Below are 14,366 nucleotides of genomic sequence, written 5' to 3'. Positions count from 1 at the left end.
TGTTCGATATGCGGCGACTCACGACCCGCTGCTTCGTACACATGCGACGGTGAGGCCCCGGCAATCCAGTCGCTCACGGATCCTTAAACGACTCATTGGCTCCTGAATTTCCTCACCTTTGAACCGGCGAAGCGGCCTTAGGACCTGCTTTCATCGCCGCGCCGGCTGGACATCTCGCACATTTAGCGCATTTCAGCGGCAGGAAAGGGCGCAACACCAGCGTTAAGGAAGCTCACCGAGCCGCTCCCGAAAACCCTCACCTTTGGCCAGGGCAGACACTCGCGCCAGCAGCGCAAGCAAACGCATTTAGCCCGCGAGCTTGCGAAACGTCTCGAGAACCGCGTCGCCCTTGAACGGCTTCACGATCCAGCCCTTAACGCCCGCCGCCTTGCCGCGCTCTTTCATCGCAGGGCTGCTTTCCGTTGTCAGCATGATGACGTTGACGGTCTTGTTCGCGAGTTCGCCGCGAATCTTTTCAACCATCGTGAGGCCGTCCATGTTCGGCATGTTGACGTCGCTGATCACGAGCCGGATTCCGGGACTCGCCTTCAGTTTCGCGAGACCGTCCTTGCCGTCCACCGCCGTATCGACATCAAGACCGTTCTTCTTCAGAAAGCTGGCCACTTCATCGCGCACCGCGCCTGAGTCATCCACTACCAGAATTTTCGACATATCTATTTCCTGTCACAACAATCCGTTGACGATCAAAACAACTCCAGCTCACCGCTGGTTTCTTCAATGGCACTGGTGTCCGCAATGAAGTCGACGGGCGCAGACGCACAGACGCACACGGTCGCGGCAAGCCGAGCGGTGCCGTCGAGCGTCACCGAATACGACGACAGCAGTCCCGGCTTCAGCTCATGCAGATGCGGCAAGCAACGCGCGCTCAACACATAAGGCGTCGACATGCCGAGGTCCGGAAAATAGCGCAGCAGTTCCTGGTTCATCGCCCCGCAGCACAGGTTGCAGATTTCCAGAAACGCTTCCTGAAACGGCCGCTCGTCGGCGTCTTTCAGGTAGTAGTTGCGCGTGCTGTCGTTTTCGTCGAAGTGAAGAATCAGCAGCAGCCTGAACACGATCGACGAAATGGTCAGCACGACAACCTGGGTGCGGTGCGTCGCGCCTGCGTCGGCTTGCGCAATCGGCACGATTTCGCAGCAGTCGTCGGGGCTCAACGGCAAGCGCGCCTGTGCGGCCTTGCGAAAAATGCGCTCGAAGCTGTCTTTTGCGTGCGCCGTAATCACGCCGTCACCTCGTCCAGCTTCGAATGAAACTGATTGGCCATCGACTCCACGCTGGCAAGCGACGCCGCAATCATCTTGCCGCCCGCCTGAATGTCCTGAAACGTCGAGGTCGTGGTCAGGTCATTGCGATGCAGACTGTCGCGATAGCTCTTGGACAACTCTTCAGAACGCGCGGCGAGCGTGCGCACTTCGCCGGCCACCACCGCAAAGCCGCGGCCCGCGGGACCGGCACGCGCCGCTTCGATCGACGCGTTCAACGACACGATCACCACATGCCGCACGATCGACGACAGCTCCTGGTTCTTTGCGTGCATGTCGTGATTTTGCGTCATCAGCGAAATCATTTGTTCGTGCCAACGCTCGAACGCCGCGCCGAGACTTTTCAGGCGCGCGGCCTCGCTGGCGATCTGCCGGGCCTGTTGCGCCAACTGCGCTTTGTCTTCGGTAACGGCTTTCAGCGTCGTGCGCAATTCGTCGACGGTTGCCGATTGCTGCATCAATTCGGCGCGCAGATGGGCGGTCTGCGTTTGCAGCTCATGCTCGGCCCGCTCGCGTTCCTGGGCCGATGCGTCGGGTGAGCTCTGCTCCGCCTTGAGCGAATCGATCCGCGCTTGCGCTTCGGTATGCAGCCGCGCAGTGAGCCTCGCTGTGTGCAGCCGATGCGCGGCGAATCCGAGCAATGCGGTTACTGCGCTGCCCGTCAGCGCCGCCAATAAATACTGTTGAATCACAACCATTCCTTGAAGGGCGCCGCGAGCTGCGGCGCAAACAGTGCTCAGCACGTCATCGCGTGGATCGGAAGTTCGCCGTGTTCGTTACGAGCCTCGATGCCGAGCGTATCGACGGCAACGCTGTCTGGCACACTCACGATCATCTGGAATTGACGGAACGCCGCGCCCTTGCGGTCGTCGGTAAAGCGCAGTTGGATGCTGCCGTTTTCGCGCGTCAGGAAGTCGCGCACGGCGTCCATGCCGACGCCGCGGCCCGACACTGCCGTGACCGTCTCCGCCGTCGAAAATCCAGGCCGGAATATGAACTCTGCAATGGCTTCGTCGTCCCGCGTTTCCTCGGAGCCAATCCAGCCGCGTTCCGTCGCAATCCCCCGAATCCGTCCGAGCGCGAGACCGCGGCCATCGTCGCTAAGCGTAATCTGTAATGCGCCGCAGTCCACGCCGACTTCGATCGATATCGAGCCAGCCGGCGTCTTACCTTGCGCGCTGCGAGCCTCGGCGCTTTCAATGCCGTGATCCATAGAATTACGCAGCAGATGCATGAACACGTTATTCAGCGTGCTGCCCGCCTGGCCACGCAGACGGTAGCCGTTATCGTCGATATGCACGCTCGGCGCCGGCTTGCCCAACTCGCTCGCGAGCGAAGGCAGCGACCCGAGCACGCCGGACAGCGCGTCGCGGATGCTTTCGCTGCCTAGCGCGCGCAAATTCCGGCGCAGCGTGTCGCGCATGGTTTGCAGCTCGTGAAGATCGCGTGCGTCGGTCTTGTCGAGCAGATTCAACGTGCGCTGGATCTGTTCCTTCTCGACCATTACGTAGCGGCCCGCGTCGCCCGCGTCGTTATGCTGCGTTTTGCCCTTGCGGCCGAGACTCTGTTCGTTGATCTTCGCGTAGCTCTCGATTGCCTCGCGCACACGCGTCAACTCCTGCATCAGATGCTCCTGATCCCACGAGCGGTCCGCGTCCGGCTGGCGCAGTTCGTGATAGCTCTGCTCCGTTTCATGAACCACGTCCGTCAGATGCTGCAGGTTATACGTGCGCGCATTGCCCTTGATGGTATGCATGTTGCGGAACAGTTCGGCAATTGCTGCATGGTCCGCTTCCGAATGCTTGCGAATGATGCGCTCGTTCTCGCTGACAAAGCCCGCCGAGCTCTCGATGAAGTGATGGAACTTCTCTTCGCTGACCGCCAGAATTTCGCCGATCATGTCGAGACGGCGACGCTGTTCGCTGGCTTCGGCCGCGAGCTTGCGCAACTCCGTCACGTCGCGCACGCAGAGCATAAGGCGCACGATGGTGTCGTTTTCGTCGGTGATCGCGGACCAGCTTAAATCGAGAATCTTCACGCGGCCATCGGGCATGCGCTTCGAAATCTCGCCGACCAGCAGATGCTGATTGAACGCGAAGTTGATGCAGTCTTCACCGAGGCAGGCATGCGCGGCGGCATCGACTTGCGACAACGCGTCAGCGCCCAGATCAGTATCCGCGAACACGAGATCCATCAGCCCGCGCCCGGCAATATCCTTCGTTTCGAAGATGTCTTCCAGATACGCCGAATACTCGGCGTGAATCACAGCGCCGTCGATCACCGTCAGGATGCCTTGCTGCATGTTCTGCAACATCGCCTGAATGTCGGCGGTTTTCTGCTTGAGTTGCGCGGAGCTTTCCTGAATCTTTTCGATCATGCCGTTGAAGGCGACAATCGAATGGCCGATCTCATCGAGCCGTCCCACCGGTACGCGGCGCGTGAAGTCCTGGCTCGATGCGATCTCGCTCATCATCGCTTGCATGCGGCTAAGCGGGCGCGTGATCTGACGGTAAAGCAATGCACCAATTGCGGTCAGCAAAATAATCGCAATGCCGGTAACGACAGCGATTGCCGTCGTCGTGGTCGCGAGCGTGGCGTTGAGCGCGGTGATCGCTTCATCCTTCTCGCGGTTTTTCTCGACGCGCAGCGTTTCGACAATTCCTTCCATTTCGTCGCGATACTGCGCGACGTTCGCGAACAGATACGCCTGCGCGAGTTCATTCTTGCCGTCCGCTTTCATTTTCGCCGTCTCGGCAATGGCGGAGAAATAGTTGCCGAGACTGTCGCCAGCCTGCGAAACGAGGCCCTTTTGCGCGTGACTCGCGGCGTCTCTCGCCTGCACGGCGAGCGCCTGTTGCAGCGCGATTCTTTTCTTCTTCAGTTCGTCCTGCGCCTGCGCGACGACGTCGCCGTCGGGAGCGTAGACCAGCGTCATCGTGGCGAGCTGGACGTCCTTCACTTGCGATACGAGGTCGGCCGAAGCGAGCGCACTGGGCACCACGCCTTCAGTGACTTTGCGCACTTCGGCTGCGCTGCCGCGCGTTTGATAAACGGCGTAGCCGCCGATCGCCGACAACGCGACGAACATCAAAGCAACCAATAGCGTGATGCGATGACGAATAGTCATGTGAACCCCGGATTCTGGTCTTCGCGTCCGCCCTCGTTTGGAGCAGCGCGTTTTTGTGCGAAATAAGATCCCTGCTTGCAGCGCTGCCGAGTATTGCCGAGCCGTGTTACTAAGCGATGACTACACTCTTTTCCGCGCATTCAAAGCCGCAAATTCTTTTCTCAAGTTTTCCGTGGCTATGCCGTTAATTGATCGTCATTAAATTGCGCATTGTCACTATTCCAACAAACTGCGCGTCCAGACTGAAACTCCGTCCGACACCATGGAGCGACGCAATGAACGTCAGCGTGCGCAGCTATCTCTCTCCGACACTCGTATTACTCGCGTTCGATTGGCCCGAAGGCGGCAAGCGCGACGATTTTCTCGGCTTCGCGATCAAGCGGACGCCGGGTTTTCTTTCCGCCGATGGACGGCAGCGCGAAGCGAGCAGTTGGCTGCCCAACCGGCTCACGTTCAACGGCGCCGTGCCGGACACGCAACAAGACGCGTCGACCAACGAGGCGCCGATCCAGAAGTTCATGTGGTGGGACGCACGTATCGACGAAGCAGACCGCGAGAAGTCGTTCACGTATCTCGTGTATCCGGTTGTCGGTACGCCGGGCGCGCTGCATCTGCTCGACGCGCAGAAGGGCGAATGCAAGCTGACGTTGCCGTCGCATATCGAGGCAGGCATCGGCACGTGGTTCAACCGTGCGGTGGTCAGCTCGCAAGCATTTGCGCGCAAAGTTGCGGCGCTGCATCTCGCGCCGGATGCGGCGCCTTCGGCGGAGCAGGCGTTGCGCTTGCGCACCTGGCTCGCGAACGATTTACAGGATGTGTTCGCGCTGACGCTGAAGCAGGCGCATCGCGCGGCTTCGGCCGTGTATCACCTGACCGATCCGCTCTGGGCGATTCCGGCGTTTGCAGAGTTCGGCGCGAAGCAGGGCAAGGCGTCGCTCGCGATCGTATACGACTCGCACGAAGTGTCGCAGAAGGGCAAGCCGCCGGCGCCATCGCCGAATCAACCCGCCGTCGAACAGCTCGCCGATGCCGCCACGTTCGCGCCACGCGACAAGACGCACATCATGCATGACAAGTTCATCGTCACGGACAACGGCAATGGACAAGCCGTGCCCGCGCGCGTGCTGACAGGGTCGGCAAACTTCACAATCGAGGGCATCACGGAGCAGGCGAACGTGCTGCATCTGTTCGACTCGCCGGAACTCGCCACGCTTTATAGCAATCGCGCCGAGGCGCTCGCGAGCAACCCCAGCATTGCCGATACAGCGAAGCTCGCGCCCGGTTGGTCGGAGCCTGTCACGATCGGCAGCGCGAAGGTGCGCGTGTGCTTCTCGCCGGAACCGAAAAACTCGCGCCTGCAGATCGATACGATTGTCGAAGCGATCAGGAATGCGAAGCAGTCTGTGGCGTTCTGTCTTTTCATGCCGACAGACGAGCCGCTGCGGGACGCCTGCTTCGAGGCCGGCGACAAAGGACTGATGATGTTTGGGCTCGTCAATCACATCGGCGCGAAATCGGCGGAAGTAGCGGAAGAGGCCCGGAAAAACGGACAGATCGTGACGACGACCGCGCTCGCCAACATGGATCTGTACCACCGTGGCCGCGACAAGCACGACGTGATCGATGCGGAATACTTTTCACCCGCAACGGTTCCGGCAGGCTTCGAGCCCGAGCTGCGCCTCTTTCCTGGGGAAAGCGCGCCGGGTTATGCGCCTGTGATCATTCACCACAAGTTTCTGGTGATCGACGCCGAGGGCGCAAATCCGATCGTCTACACAGGCTCAGCCAATATGAGCAACAACTCGGAGCATTTCAACGACGAGAACCTGCTGGAGATTCGCGACCGCCGGATTGCCAGCAGTTACCTCGCGGAGTTTCTGCGGCTTTATGAGCACTATCGAGCACGCGCATTGGCGATCCGTCAGCAGCACGGCGGCGCTCACGAGCGATTGATGCTTGCACCAGACGGCGCGTGGTCGAAGAAATACTTCGTCGCGAATAGCCCCGAAGCGAAGGCGCGCATTGCGCTCGCGCACGGCGCGGACTAACAATAGAAATGCGAGCGGTGAGAGATGAAACGCCCGATACCGACGCTCCCGAATTCTCTCACCTTAAACATTAAAGTGCGCCGACAGGTACGCATATTCTCACCTCGCCGGCTCCCGAATCTTCTCACCTAAGCACGCTCGACCAGCTTCAGGCACCCTCCCATCCACCGCCCAACACCTTGTACAACGCCACGAGATTGGACTGCCTCGAAAGCATGTCCGGAGCGCGAACTCCATGTGCCAGCTGTGCGCGACAGGTTTTCAGGAATCGGAGCGTCGAGCACCGTGACGAGGTTGTTGCGGTCTTGCGCAATAGCGCGCCGCTACGGTGCGAGGCTTTCCTTCCTGCTAACGAGCGAGTTCTGCGCCTGTGGTAAGGAGATTGGCAGTCCCCGCAGGTACGCGCGATTGAAAGCGATGAGTCATCTCCTGGAATGGCTCACCTTTGCGGCGACCTCCTGGAACTCCTCACCTTTGCGCCTGAATCACGCAGAACTGTTGAAGGTGCGACCAGAATCCTGGGATGACTCACCATTGCGAGCGCTGCGCCGTCTCCTGGAACGTCTCACCTTTGCGTCGAAGGTGATGGGGTCTCCTGGAATTCCTCACCATCCTGGAATTGCTCACCCTTTGGCGGGATGCGAGCGCGGGCAGTGTGTTCTTGCGATGCGCTATCGCATCAGCTTGACGACGTTGGAGCGGTCCGGTCCTCGCGAGGCGCCGAAGCTGTACCTGGAGCGGCCACTACGCTTTGCCACATACATGGCGGCGTCGGCGACGTCGAGCAAGCCCGCGATCGTCCCGACTCGATCGGGAAAGGTGGCAATGCCGATGCTCACGCCAATCGGAAAACGGCCGCCGTACTCTTTGTCGCCGACGGCGCGAACGCTCGAGACGAGGCGCTCCGCGAGCTCTCTTAATTTCGTGTCGTCACCGCAATGGCTCGCGAGCAGCACGAACTCGTCGCCACCGACGCGGGCCAGCATATCGTTCTGCCTCGTCGCTATTCGCAACGATTCGCCGAGCCGGCGCAGCAATACGTCGCCTGCGCTATGGCCCATCGCGTCGTTGACATTCTTGAAGCCGTCGATATCGAGGTACAGAAGCGCAATTCGATGCGACTCCGCCATGGTGTCGCCCGCGAGCGCGTCGATGGCTGAAAGCAACCGGCGGCGGTTCGGAAGTCCCGTCAATGTATCTTGGGCGGCTTGCTGATCGAGCGCATTCGAGTACGCATGCACCCGGGCGAACGCACGCCGCTGCACATAAATCGTATAGACCATCAGGCAGCACACCAGCACAGCGATGGCTACCAGCGCAGCGCTTCCGAACATAAGGCGTTCGTGAGCGTCCTGTGTGGCCACCTTTCGCCTCTCGCGCCAGTCGCTCAGCAACAGTCCGAGGTCCTGGCGCAGTGCATCCATATAACGCTTGCCTTCGTTCGTCTGCACGAGCGCGATGGCGGCTGCCCGGTTGCCGCTGCGCGCCAGTTCGATAGTGCGCGCGAGTTCCGTCACCTTGTCCGTCTTCCCATGCATGACGCGGCGCACGAGTTCGAGAGACCTTTCGTCGCCGCCTGCCACCTGCTGCAGCCGCAGCACGGTGTCATCCAGATCGAGAATCCCCTGTCGGTAAGGCACGAGGTAGCTTTCATCGCCGGTCAGCAGATAGCCGCGCTGGCCGGTCTCCGCGTTTTCCAGATCGTGCAGCACCCGGTTCACGGCGCCGAGCACGGCGAACGCTTCCTCGTCGCGCAGACCGTCGGCGACGATGATCCGCGCTTCGTACACGAACAGACCGGCGGCGACAAGCAAGCCAATGGCCATGCTGACGTAGAGCGCAATGAAACGGTTACGGTCAGCTTTCGCGGAGCGGAACAAACGCGCGGGCACAAGAGGCTCCAAGGCGGTGGTGGGACAAAGGAAGCAATGATACTGGAGAGCCGTGAGCGGTTCTCGTAAAGCCGGGAAGCGGATCGGCAGGCGGCTCTTCGATATCGGTTAAAAAGATGAGAGGCATGTTGTTCGGTGACGTTGCGGTCCTGACGGCGGTTACTGTTTATCGGCAAATACAGCCGCATCATTAACGCAGTGCGTGCGAAAGGATTTGGCTGAACAATCGTGCGCTATACCGCCTTGTCCTGTGCTTTGGATAACAGCTGGAACGTCGAATCGACACGGCTTGGTGAAGGCTCGCGTGTGTGGTGCACTTAATCAAAACAAGCCTTCCAACCTGCCGCGAATAACGCTTCACTTCGTGACAAGGCTTGCCTATGTTCATAGAGCCACCAGCGAATCCCCAGCTATTTGCGGCGCACCCGAGCACAGGCTTTTGCCTGAGCCCGCACGCTCGACGCGAGAGCCGCTAGTGCACAAACTTCGCCGACCCCGGCAGTTGAACGCACGCGCAGATTGCCACGAACAACCGCCACGTCCGCCAATACGATTCTTTTTAAGGAGACAGCAATGAGCACGAATCTGTCAGTGGTCAAAGGTATGTATGAGGCGTTTCAGCGGGGCGACATTCCCGCGATACTCGAGGTCATCGCGGAGGACGTGGAATGGCGCCTCGTCGGTCCGGCCTCGATGCCGTTTCCGAGAGAATGCCGCGACAGGAACGAGGTAGCCGGATTCTTCAGGGCGCTGGCGGAAAGCGACGACATCGCGCTATTCGAAGCGCGTGAATATATCGACGCGGGAGACAATATCGTCATACTCGGCTTCGTGAAAGGCACGATCCGATCGACGGGCAAAGCGGTCGAAAGCGAGTGGATTCACGTGATGACGCTCAAGAACGGCGTGCTGACGCGGTTCGTTGAGTTCTTCGATACAGCATCGAGAGGCGGCCACTAGCCTGATGTTGCGCGACACGCGGCTAGAACTTCACCTTCACCTGGAAGCCGATGGTGAACGGAAGGCGGTCGGACGGAATGGGCGGAACCACGATGAAGTTCGCGCCCACGCGCTTATATTCGACCATGACAAGCGGCGCGAGCACCGGCCCGATCGTATGGTCGCGGCCGAGTCCCCAGTTGCCGTAGTTGTAACCCGAGATGATGCCGCCCATCGCCGCGATTCGCACGATGCCCCAATGCAGGAAATCAGGTGACCAGACGCCGCCACCATAATACGAAGGCCGGCTCAACGAATTGCGAAAACCGCCCGCCGTCAGCGCCCATTGATTGTTGAGCCAGCATTCGACGCCGAGGCCCGGATTGAACGGCTCGAAGTGAGTGTCCGGGTCGGGGTTGATGTGATACGAGCCGAGCATTGCGTCGGCCCATACGCCACCCTCGCACCAGCTGGCCGCGTGGGCCGCGGATGCGCCGGCGAGGCCCGCGACGAGCGCGAACACTGTGTGTCCAATGTGCTTGCTGATCTGCCGAAGATGCATGTCCTCTCCATCGCCGGTCGAGCGCCGGTGTAATGCTGTTCTGGTATTTGTGCGTGCCGCCCGTCGCGCACTGTACCGCAAGCCACTCATGCGATGTTGAAGACGCACTCGGGCTTGCGGGCACAAGACGTGCCGGCAAACGGCTACACAACCATAACGGAGGACTGATGGAAAAGCAGTGAAGGCGGGCGTGCGCCTTCACGTCGTGTGGCGAATGTCTACAGACCGAGATCCGAGAGGCCCGGATGATCGTCGGGGCGGCGGCCGAGCGGCCAGTGGTACAGACGGTCGGCGTCACGGATCGGCAAATCGTTGATGCTGGCGTGACGGCGAGCCATCAAGCCATGTTCGTCGAACTCCCAGTTCTCGTTACCGTACGACCGGAACCAGTTGTTCGAATCGTCGTGCCATTCGTAGGCAAAGCGGACGGCGATGCGGATATCGGTGAATGCCCACAACTCCTTGATCAAACGGTAGTCGAGTTCCTTTGCCCATTTGCGGCGCAACAGCCCGACGATTTCCGCGCGGCCATGCGTAAATTCGGCGCGGTTGCGCCACACGCTGTCCGGCGTGTAGGCGAGCGATACGCGTTCGGGGTCGCGCGTGTTCCAGCCGTCTTCAGCGGCGCGAACTTTCTGGATTGCGGTTTCACGCGTGAACGGCGGCACCGGCGGGCGGGTTTCAATCGAATCGGCCATGAGGGTTCCTCGCTTGTCAGGTCGGGTTGGGATCAGGTTGCGGTCCGCCGGGATGGCGGGGGCTTGCTTGAAGATTGACGTGAGGCTTTGTTGCTTGCGGACGCATCTCGCTTGCCGATGGACGGCACGTCGATCAAGGTCTGGGCGGCGGCTTGCGCGTCGAGTGCGGCGTCTGGCTCGCCGCTCACGAGCGCCACGGCGATCGCACCGTCGAGCAAGACCAGCCACTGACGCGACAAGCGCGCGGCGCGCTTCGCGTCCCCATTCGATTCCGCGACGAACTCGTCGCATTGCGTCCGCACAAAAGCCAGCAGGTGTTCCTTATGTTCCCGCGCGACGACGCGGATCGGATCGTCCGCGAAAGCGATCTCGCCCGCTGCATTCAGAAACGCGCAGCCGTGAAAATCTTGCGACGCGAACCATTCCCTTAACACGTCGAACATGCCGAGCAGCCGTTTGCGCGCGGTTGTGCCGCGCCGCTGCGTGCCCGCGATAAACCAGTTCATCCAGCGTTCGTCGCGCCGTTCGAGTGCGGCCGCGACGAGCGCGTCTTTCGATTCGAAATGCGTGTAGAAGCTTTTACGCGCGGTGCCGGACTGCTTGACGATGGCATCGACGCCGGTCGCATGAATGCCACCCGCGTAGATCAGTGCTTCGGCAGCGTCCAGCAGACGGTCACGTGCGCTGGGCGCCGGTGCTGGCGCCAAGGTTCTTTCGGTAGTCGTATTCGTTGCCATGTGCAAAGGGTAGAACGGTCATTCTCCTTCGTCAAGGTTTATCGCATTTTGTGTGTGGCTCGCACGAACTGTTATCTTGATCGCGCTGAATCAACCGGAATCCATTCATGAGCACATTGACTGCCCGCGCCGTGATCGTGCGCGCTTTGCTTGCTGCAACGCTGCTGACGGCAATGGCCTGCACGCCTCTGCAAGTGCTCACGCATTCGGTCAGCCAGAACGAGGCGCGCGTACCGGCGGGACGCTACGATCTCGACCATGACCATTGCAGCATTACGTTCGACGTCGAGCACTTCAAGTATTCGCGCTTTACGATGCGTTTCGATCGCAAGACGGGGCAGTTGGACTGGCACGAAGGCGGGCTCGATCGGAGTAGTACGTCTATCGCGATCGACGCCGCGAGCATCGACACGAATGTGCCGCTACTCGACAAGATGGTGAAAAGCGAGAGCCTGCTCGACGTGGAACGCTATCCGGAGATTCGTTTCGTCAGTACGAAATTCGAGCGCACCGGCGAAGCGCGCGGCATGTTGACGGGCGATCTGACCATTCACGGGGTCACGCAGCCAGTCGCGCTCGAGGTCACGTTCAACGGTTTCGGGTTCGACCCGCTGACGAAAAAAGACACGCTCGGCTTTTCCGCGGACGGGCATTTCAGTCGCGCGAAGTTCGGTTTAGCGACGTGGTATCCGGCAGTCGGCGACGATGTACATGTTCGTATTCAGGCCGAATTTGCCAGAACGCCCGCAGGCACGTGAGGGCAGTGCGGGCGTTGTAGGCTGCATTGTTCTCACACGGCAAGCGTTGTCTTGCCTACACGGCCGTCCAATCGAGAATCACCTTGCCGCTTTCGCCGGAGAGCATGGTCGCGAACGCTTGCTGATAGTCATCGACCTTGAAGTGGTGCGTGAGGATCGGCGACAAGTCGAGGCCGCTCTGTAGCATCGCGACCATTTTGTACCAGGTTTCGAACATCTCACGCCCGTAAATGCCCTTGATTTCGAGGCCTTTGAAAATCACCTGCGTCCAGTCGATTGCTGTTTGAGCGGGCGGAATACCGAGCAGCGCGATCTTGCCGCCGTGATTCATCGCTTCGAGCATGCTGGTGAACGCGCTCGGTACGCCGGACATTTCCAGGCCAACGTCGAAACCTTCAGCCATGTGCAGGTCCGCCATCACGTCGCGCAACGATTCGCGCGACACGTTCACCGCGCGCGTCGCGCCCATTTTGCGCGCGAGTCCGAGGCGATAGTCGTTGACGTCGGTAATCACGACATTACGCGCGCCGACGTGCTTCGCAATCGCCACCGCCATGATGCCGATCGGTCCGGCGCCGGTAATCAGCACGTCTTCGCCAACCAGGTTAAACGATAGCGCGGTGTGCGTGGCATTGCCGAAGGGGTCGAAAATCGCGGCGAGGTCGTTGGAAATTTCGGGCGGAATCTTGAAGGCGTTGAACGCCGGAATCACCAGATACTCGGCGAACGCGCCCTCGCGATTCACGCCCACGCCCACCGTATTGCGGCACAAATGCCGGCGTCCCGCGCGACAGTTGCGGCAGAAACCGCATGTGATGTGCCCTTCGCCGGACACGCGGTCGCCAATCGAAAAGCCGCGTACTTCCTCGCCCATCTCGACGATTTCACCGACGTATTCGTGCCCGACATGCATCGGCACGGGAATCGTTTTTTGCGCCCAGTCGTCCCACTTCCAGATGTGAATGTCGGTGCCGCAAATGGCGGTATGCGTGATGCGGATCATCACATCGTTATGGCCAACTTCGGGCACTTTGACGTCGGTCAGCGTGAGGCCCGGCGCGCGTTCGAGTTTTGCCAGTGCTTTCATATGCGCCTCGTCTCAGATGACACCAAGCTCACGACCGACGCGCGCGAACGCATCCACAGCGCGGTCGATCTGTTCAGTCGTATGCGCGGCGCTCATTTGCGTTCGGATGCGCGCGCGGCCCTTCGGCACAACCGGAAACGAAAAGCCGATCACATAGACGCCTTCGTTCAACAGCGCATCGGCCATTTTCGAAGCGAGTTGCGCGTCGCCGAGCATCACGGGAATGATCGGATGTTCGCCCGGCACGAGCGTGAAACCGAGCGCGCTCATCTTGCTGCGAAAGTGAGCGCCGTTTTCACGTACGCGCGTGCGCAGTTGCGCGCCTTCCGCGCTTGCGAGCAATTGGAGCACTTTCAGCGATGCCGCCGCGATGCTCGGCGTCAGCGTGTTCGAGAACAGATACGGACGTGAACGCTGCCGTAGTAAGTCCACAATTTCCTTGCGCGCGGCAACGTAGCCGCCCGATGCGCCGCCGAGTGCTTTGCCAAGCGTCCCGGTGATGATGTCGACGCGCGACAGCACGCCGCAATGTTCCGGCGTGCCGCGCCCGTGTTCGCCGACAAAACCCACGGCGTGCGAATCGTCGACCATCACGAGCGCGCCGTAACGGTCCGCGAGATCGCAGATGCCGGCGAGGTCGGCGATGATGCCGTCCATCGAAAATACGCCGTCCGTGGCGATCAGTTTGAAGCGCGCGCCGGCGGCGTCCGCTTCTTTCAGTTTCACTTCGAGGTCTGCGAGATCGTTGTTCTTGTAGCGAAAGCGCTTCGCCTTCGAGAGCCGCACGCCGTCGATAATGCTCGCGTGATTCAACTCGTCGCTGATGATGGCGTCGTTCTCGTCGAGCAGCGTTTCGAAGAGACCGCCGTTCGCATCGAAACAGCTTGAATACAGGATGCAATCGTCGGTTTGCAGAAAATCGGCGAGCGCCTGTTCGAGTTGCTTGTGCACGGTCTGCGTGCCGCAAATGAAACGCACCGACGCCATGCCGAAGCCGTCGTTGTCGAGCCCCTGCTTTGCGGCTTCGATGAGGCGCGCGTCGTTGGCGAGGCCCAGGTAGTTGTTCGCGCAGAAGTTCAGCACGTCAGTACCGTTGGCGAGACGAATGTCAGCCGATTGCGGGCTGGCGATCACGCGCTCGCTCTTGAAAAAACCGTCGGCGCGGATCTGCTCGAGAGTGCCGCGCAGATGGGCGAGGTAAAGGTCACGCATGAACCAGGCTCCTGAATGGTGAT

General features: G+C 60.3%; 13 protein-coding genes. 3 read left to right on the top strand and 10 right to left on the bottom strand.

Going from position 1 to position 14,366, the window contains the following annotated elements; translation table 11 throughout:
- Positions 1-306: 306 nt before the first annotated feature.
- From C0Z16_RS12710 to C0Z16_RS12695, 4 genes are read right to left on the bottom strand one after another with little or no spacing between them, the layout of a single operon-like run.
- Positions 307-672: a response regulator gene (locus tag C0Z16_RS12710; RefSeq protein WP_102632500.1), complete on the bottom strand. Its 366-nt coding sequence runs from the start codon at positions 670-672 to the stop codon at positions 307-309.
- A gap of 32 nt (positions 673-704) precedes the next feature.
- Positions 705-1,244 carry a hypothetical protein gene (locus C0Z16_RS12705; protein WP_102632499.1) on the bottom strand — a complete coding sequence of 180 codons (540 nt, stop codon included), beginning with the start codon at positions 1,242-1,244 and terminating at the stop codon, positions 705-707.
- Entirely contained in the window at positions 1,241-1,975 is a 735-nt protein-coding gene (locus C0Z16_RS12700) for a methyl-accepting chemotaxis protein (RefSeq protein WP_102632498.1), read from the bottom strand. Before C0Z16_RS12700 ends, C0Z16_RS12705 begins: the two co-directional genes overlap by 4 nt.
- 44 nt (positions 1,976-2,019) lie before the next feature.
- Positions 2,020-4,410 (bottom strand): HAMP domain-containing protein, encoded by a 2,391-nt coding sequence (locus tag C0Z16_RS12695; RefSeq protein WP_102632497.1) that lies wholly within the window; start codon positions 4,408-4,410, stop codon positions 2,020-2,022.
- Between the two features lie 275 nt (positions 4,411-4,685).
- Between C0Z16_RS12695 and C0Z16_RS12690 the strand changes: the two genes are divergently transcribed.
- Positions 4,686-6,458 carry a phospholipase D-like domain-containing protein gene (locus C0Z16_RS12690; protein ID WP_102632496.1) on the top strand — a complete coding sequence of 591 codons (1,773 nt, stop codon included), beginning with the start codon at positions 4,686-4,688 and terminating at the stop codon, positions 6,456-6,458.
- Positions 6,459-7,129: 671 nt separating this feature from the next.
- Here C0Z16_RS12690 and C0Z16_RS12685 read toward each other — a convergent pair.
- Positions 7,130-8,350, bottom strand: a complete 1,221-nt coding sequence (locus C0Z16_RS12685; RefSeq protein WP_102632495.1) for a diguanylate cyclase domain-containing protein — start codon at positions 8,348-8,350, stop codon at positions 7,130-7,132.
- 573 nt (positions 8,351-8,923) lie between these two features.
- On the opposite strand from C0Z16_RS12685, the gene C0Z16_RS12680 reads away from it, so the two are divergent.
- A complete protein-coding gene (locus C0Z16_RS12680; protein ID WP_102632494.1) occupies positions 8,924-9,310 on the top strand; it encodes a nuclear transport factor 2 family protein in 387 nt (128 codons plus the stop codon).
- A gap of 22 nt (positions 9,311-9,332) precedes the next feature.
- Here the strand turns inward: C0Z16_RS12680 and C0Z16_RS12675 are convergent, their stop codons facing one another.
- From C0Z16_RS12675 to C0Z16_RS12665, 3 genes are all read right to left on the bottom strand, one after another.
- Positions 9,333-9,851: a hypothetical protein gene (locus C0Z16_RS12675; RefSeq protein WP_102632493.1), complete on the bottom strand. Its 519-nt coding sequence runs from the start codon at positions 9,849-9,851 to the stop codon at positions 9,333-9,335.
- A 218-nt stretch (positions 9,852-10,069) separates the two neighbouring features.
- Positions 10,070-10,549, bottom strand: a complete 480-nt coding sequence (locus C0Z16_RS12670; protein ID WP_102632492.1) for a nuclear transport factor 2 family protein — start codon at positions 10,547-10,549, stop codon at positions 10,070-10,072.
- A gap of 32 nt (positions 10,550-10,581) precedes the next feature.
- Positions 10,582-11,286: a TetR/AcrR family transcriptional regulator gene (locus C0Z16_RS12665; protein ID WP_102632491.1), complete on the bottom strand. Its 705-nt coding sequence runs from the start codon at positions 11,284-11,286 to the stop codon at positions 10,582-10,584.
- Positions 11,287-11,393: 107 nt separating this feature from the next.
- On the opposite strand from C0Z16_RS12665, the gene C0Z16_RS12660 reads away from it, so the two are divergent.
- Positions 11,394-12,044, top strand: coding sequence for a YceI family protein (locus C0Z16_RS12660; protein WP_102632490.1), 651 nt, complete (start codon positions 11,394-11,396; stop codon positions 12,042-12,044).
- A gap of 55 nt (positions 12,045-12,099) precedes the next feature.
- Here C0Z16_RS12660 and tdh read toward each other — a convergent pair whose 3' ends face one another.
- A complete protein-coding gene (gene tdh / locus C0Z16_RS12655) occupies positions 12,100-13,131 on the bottom strand; it encodes an L-threonine 3-dehydrogenase (RefSeq protein WP_102632489.1) in 1,032 nt (343 codons plus the stop codon).
- A 12-nt stretch (positions 13,132-13,143) separates the two neighbouring features.
- Positions 13,144-14,343, bottom strand: a complete 1,200-nt coding sequence (locus C0Z16_RS12650) for a glycine C-acetyltransferase (RefSeq protein WP_102632488.1) — start codon at positions 14,341-14,343, stop codon at positions 13,144-13,146.
- Between the last annotated feature and the right edge of the window lie 23 nt (positions 14,344-14,366).

The sequence above is a fragment of the Paraburkholderia rhynchosiae genome, from assembly GCF_002879865.1.
Taxonomy (GTDB): Bacteria; Pseudomonadota; Gammaproteobacteria; order Burkholderiales; family Burkholderiaceae; genus Paraburkholderia; species Paraburkholderia rhynchosiae.
This window is presented reverse-complemented; position numbering and strand designations above follow the sequence as displayed.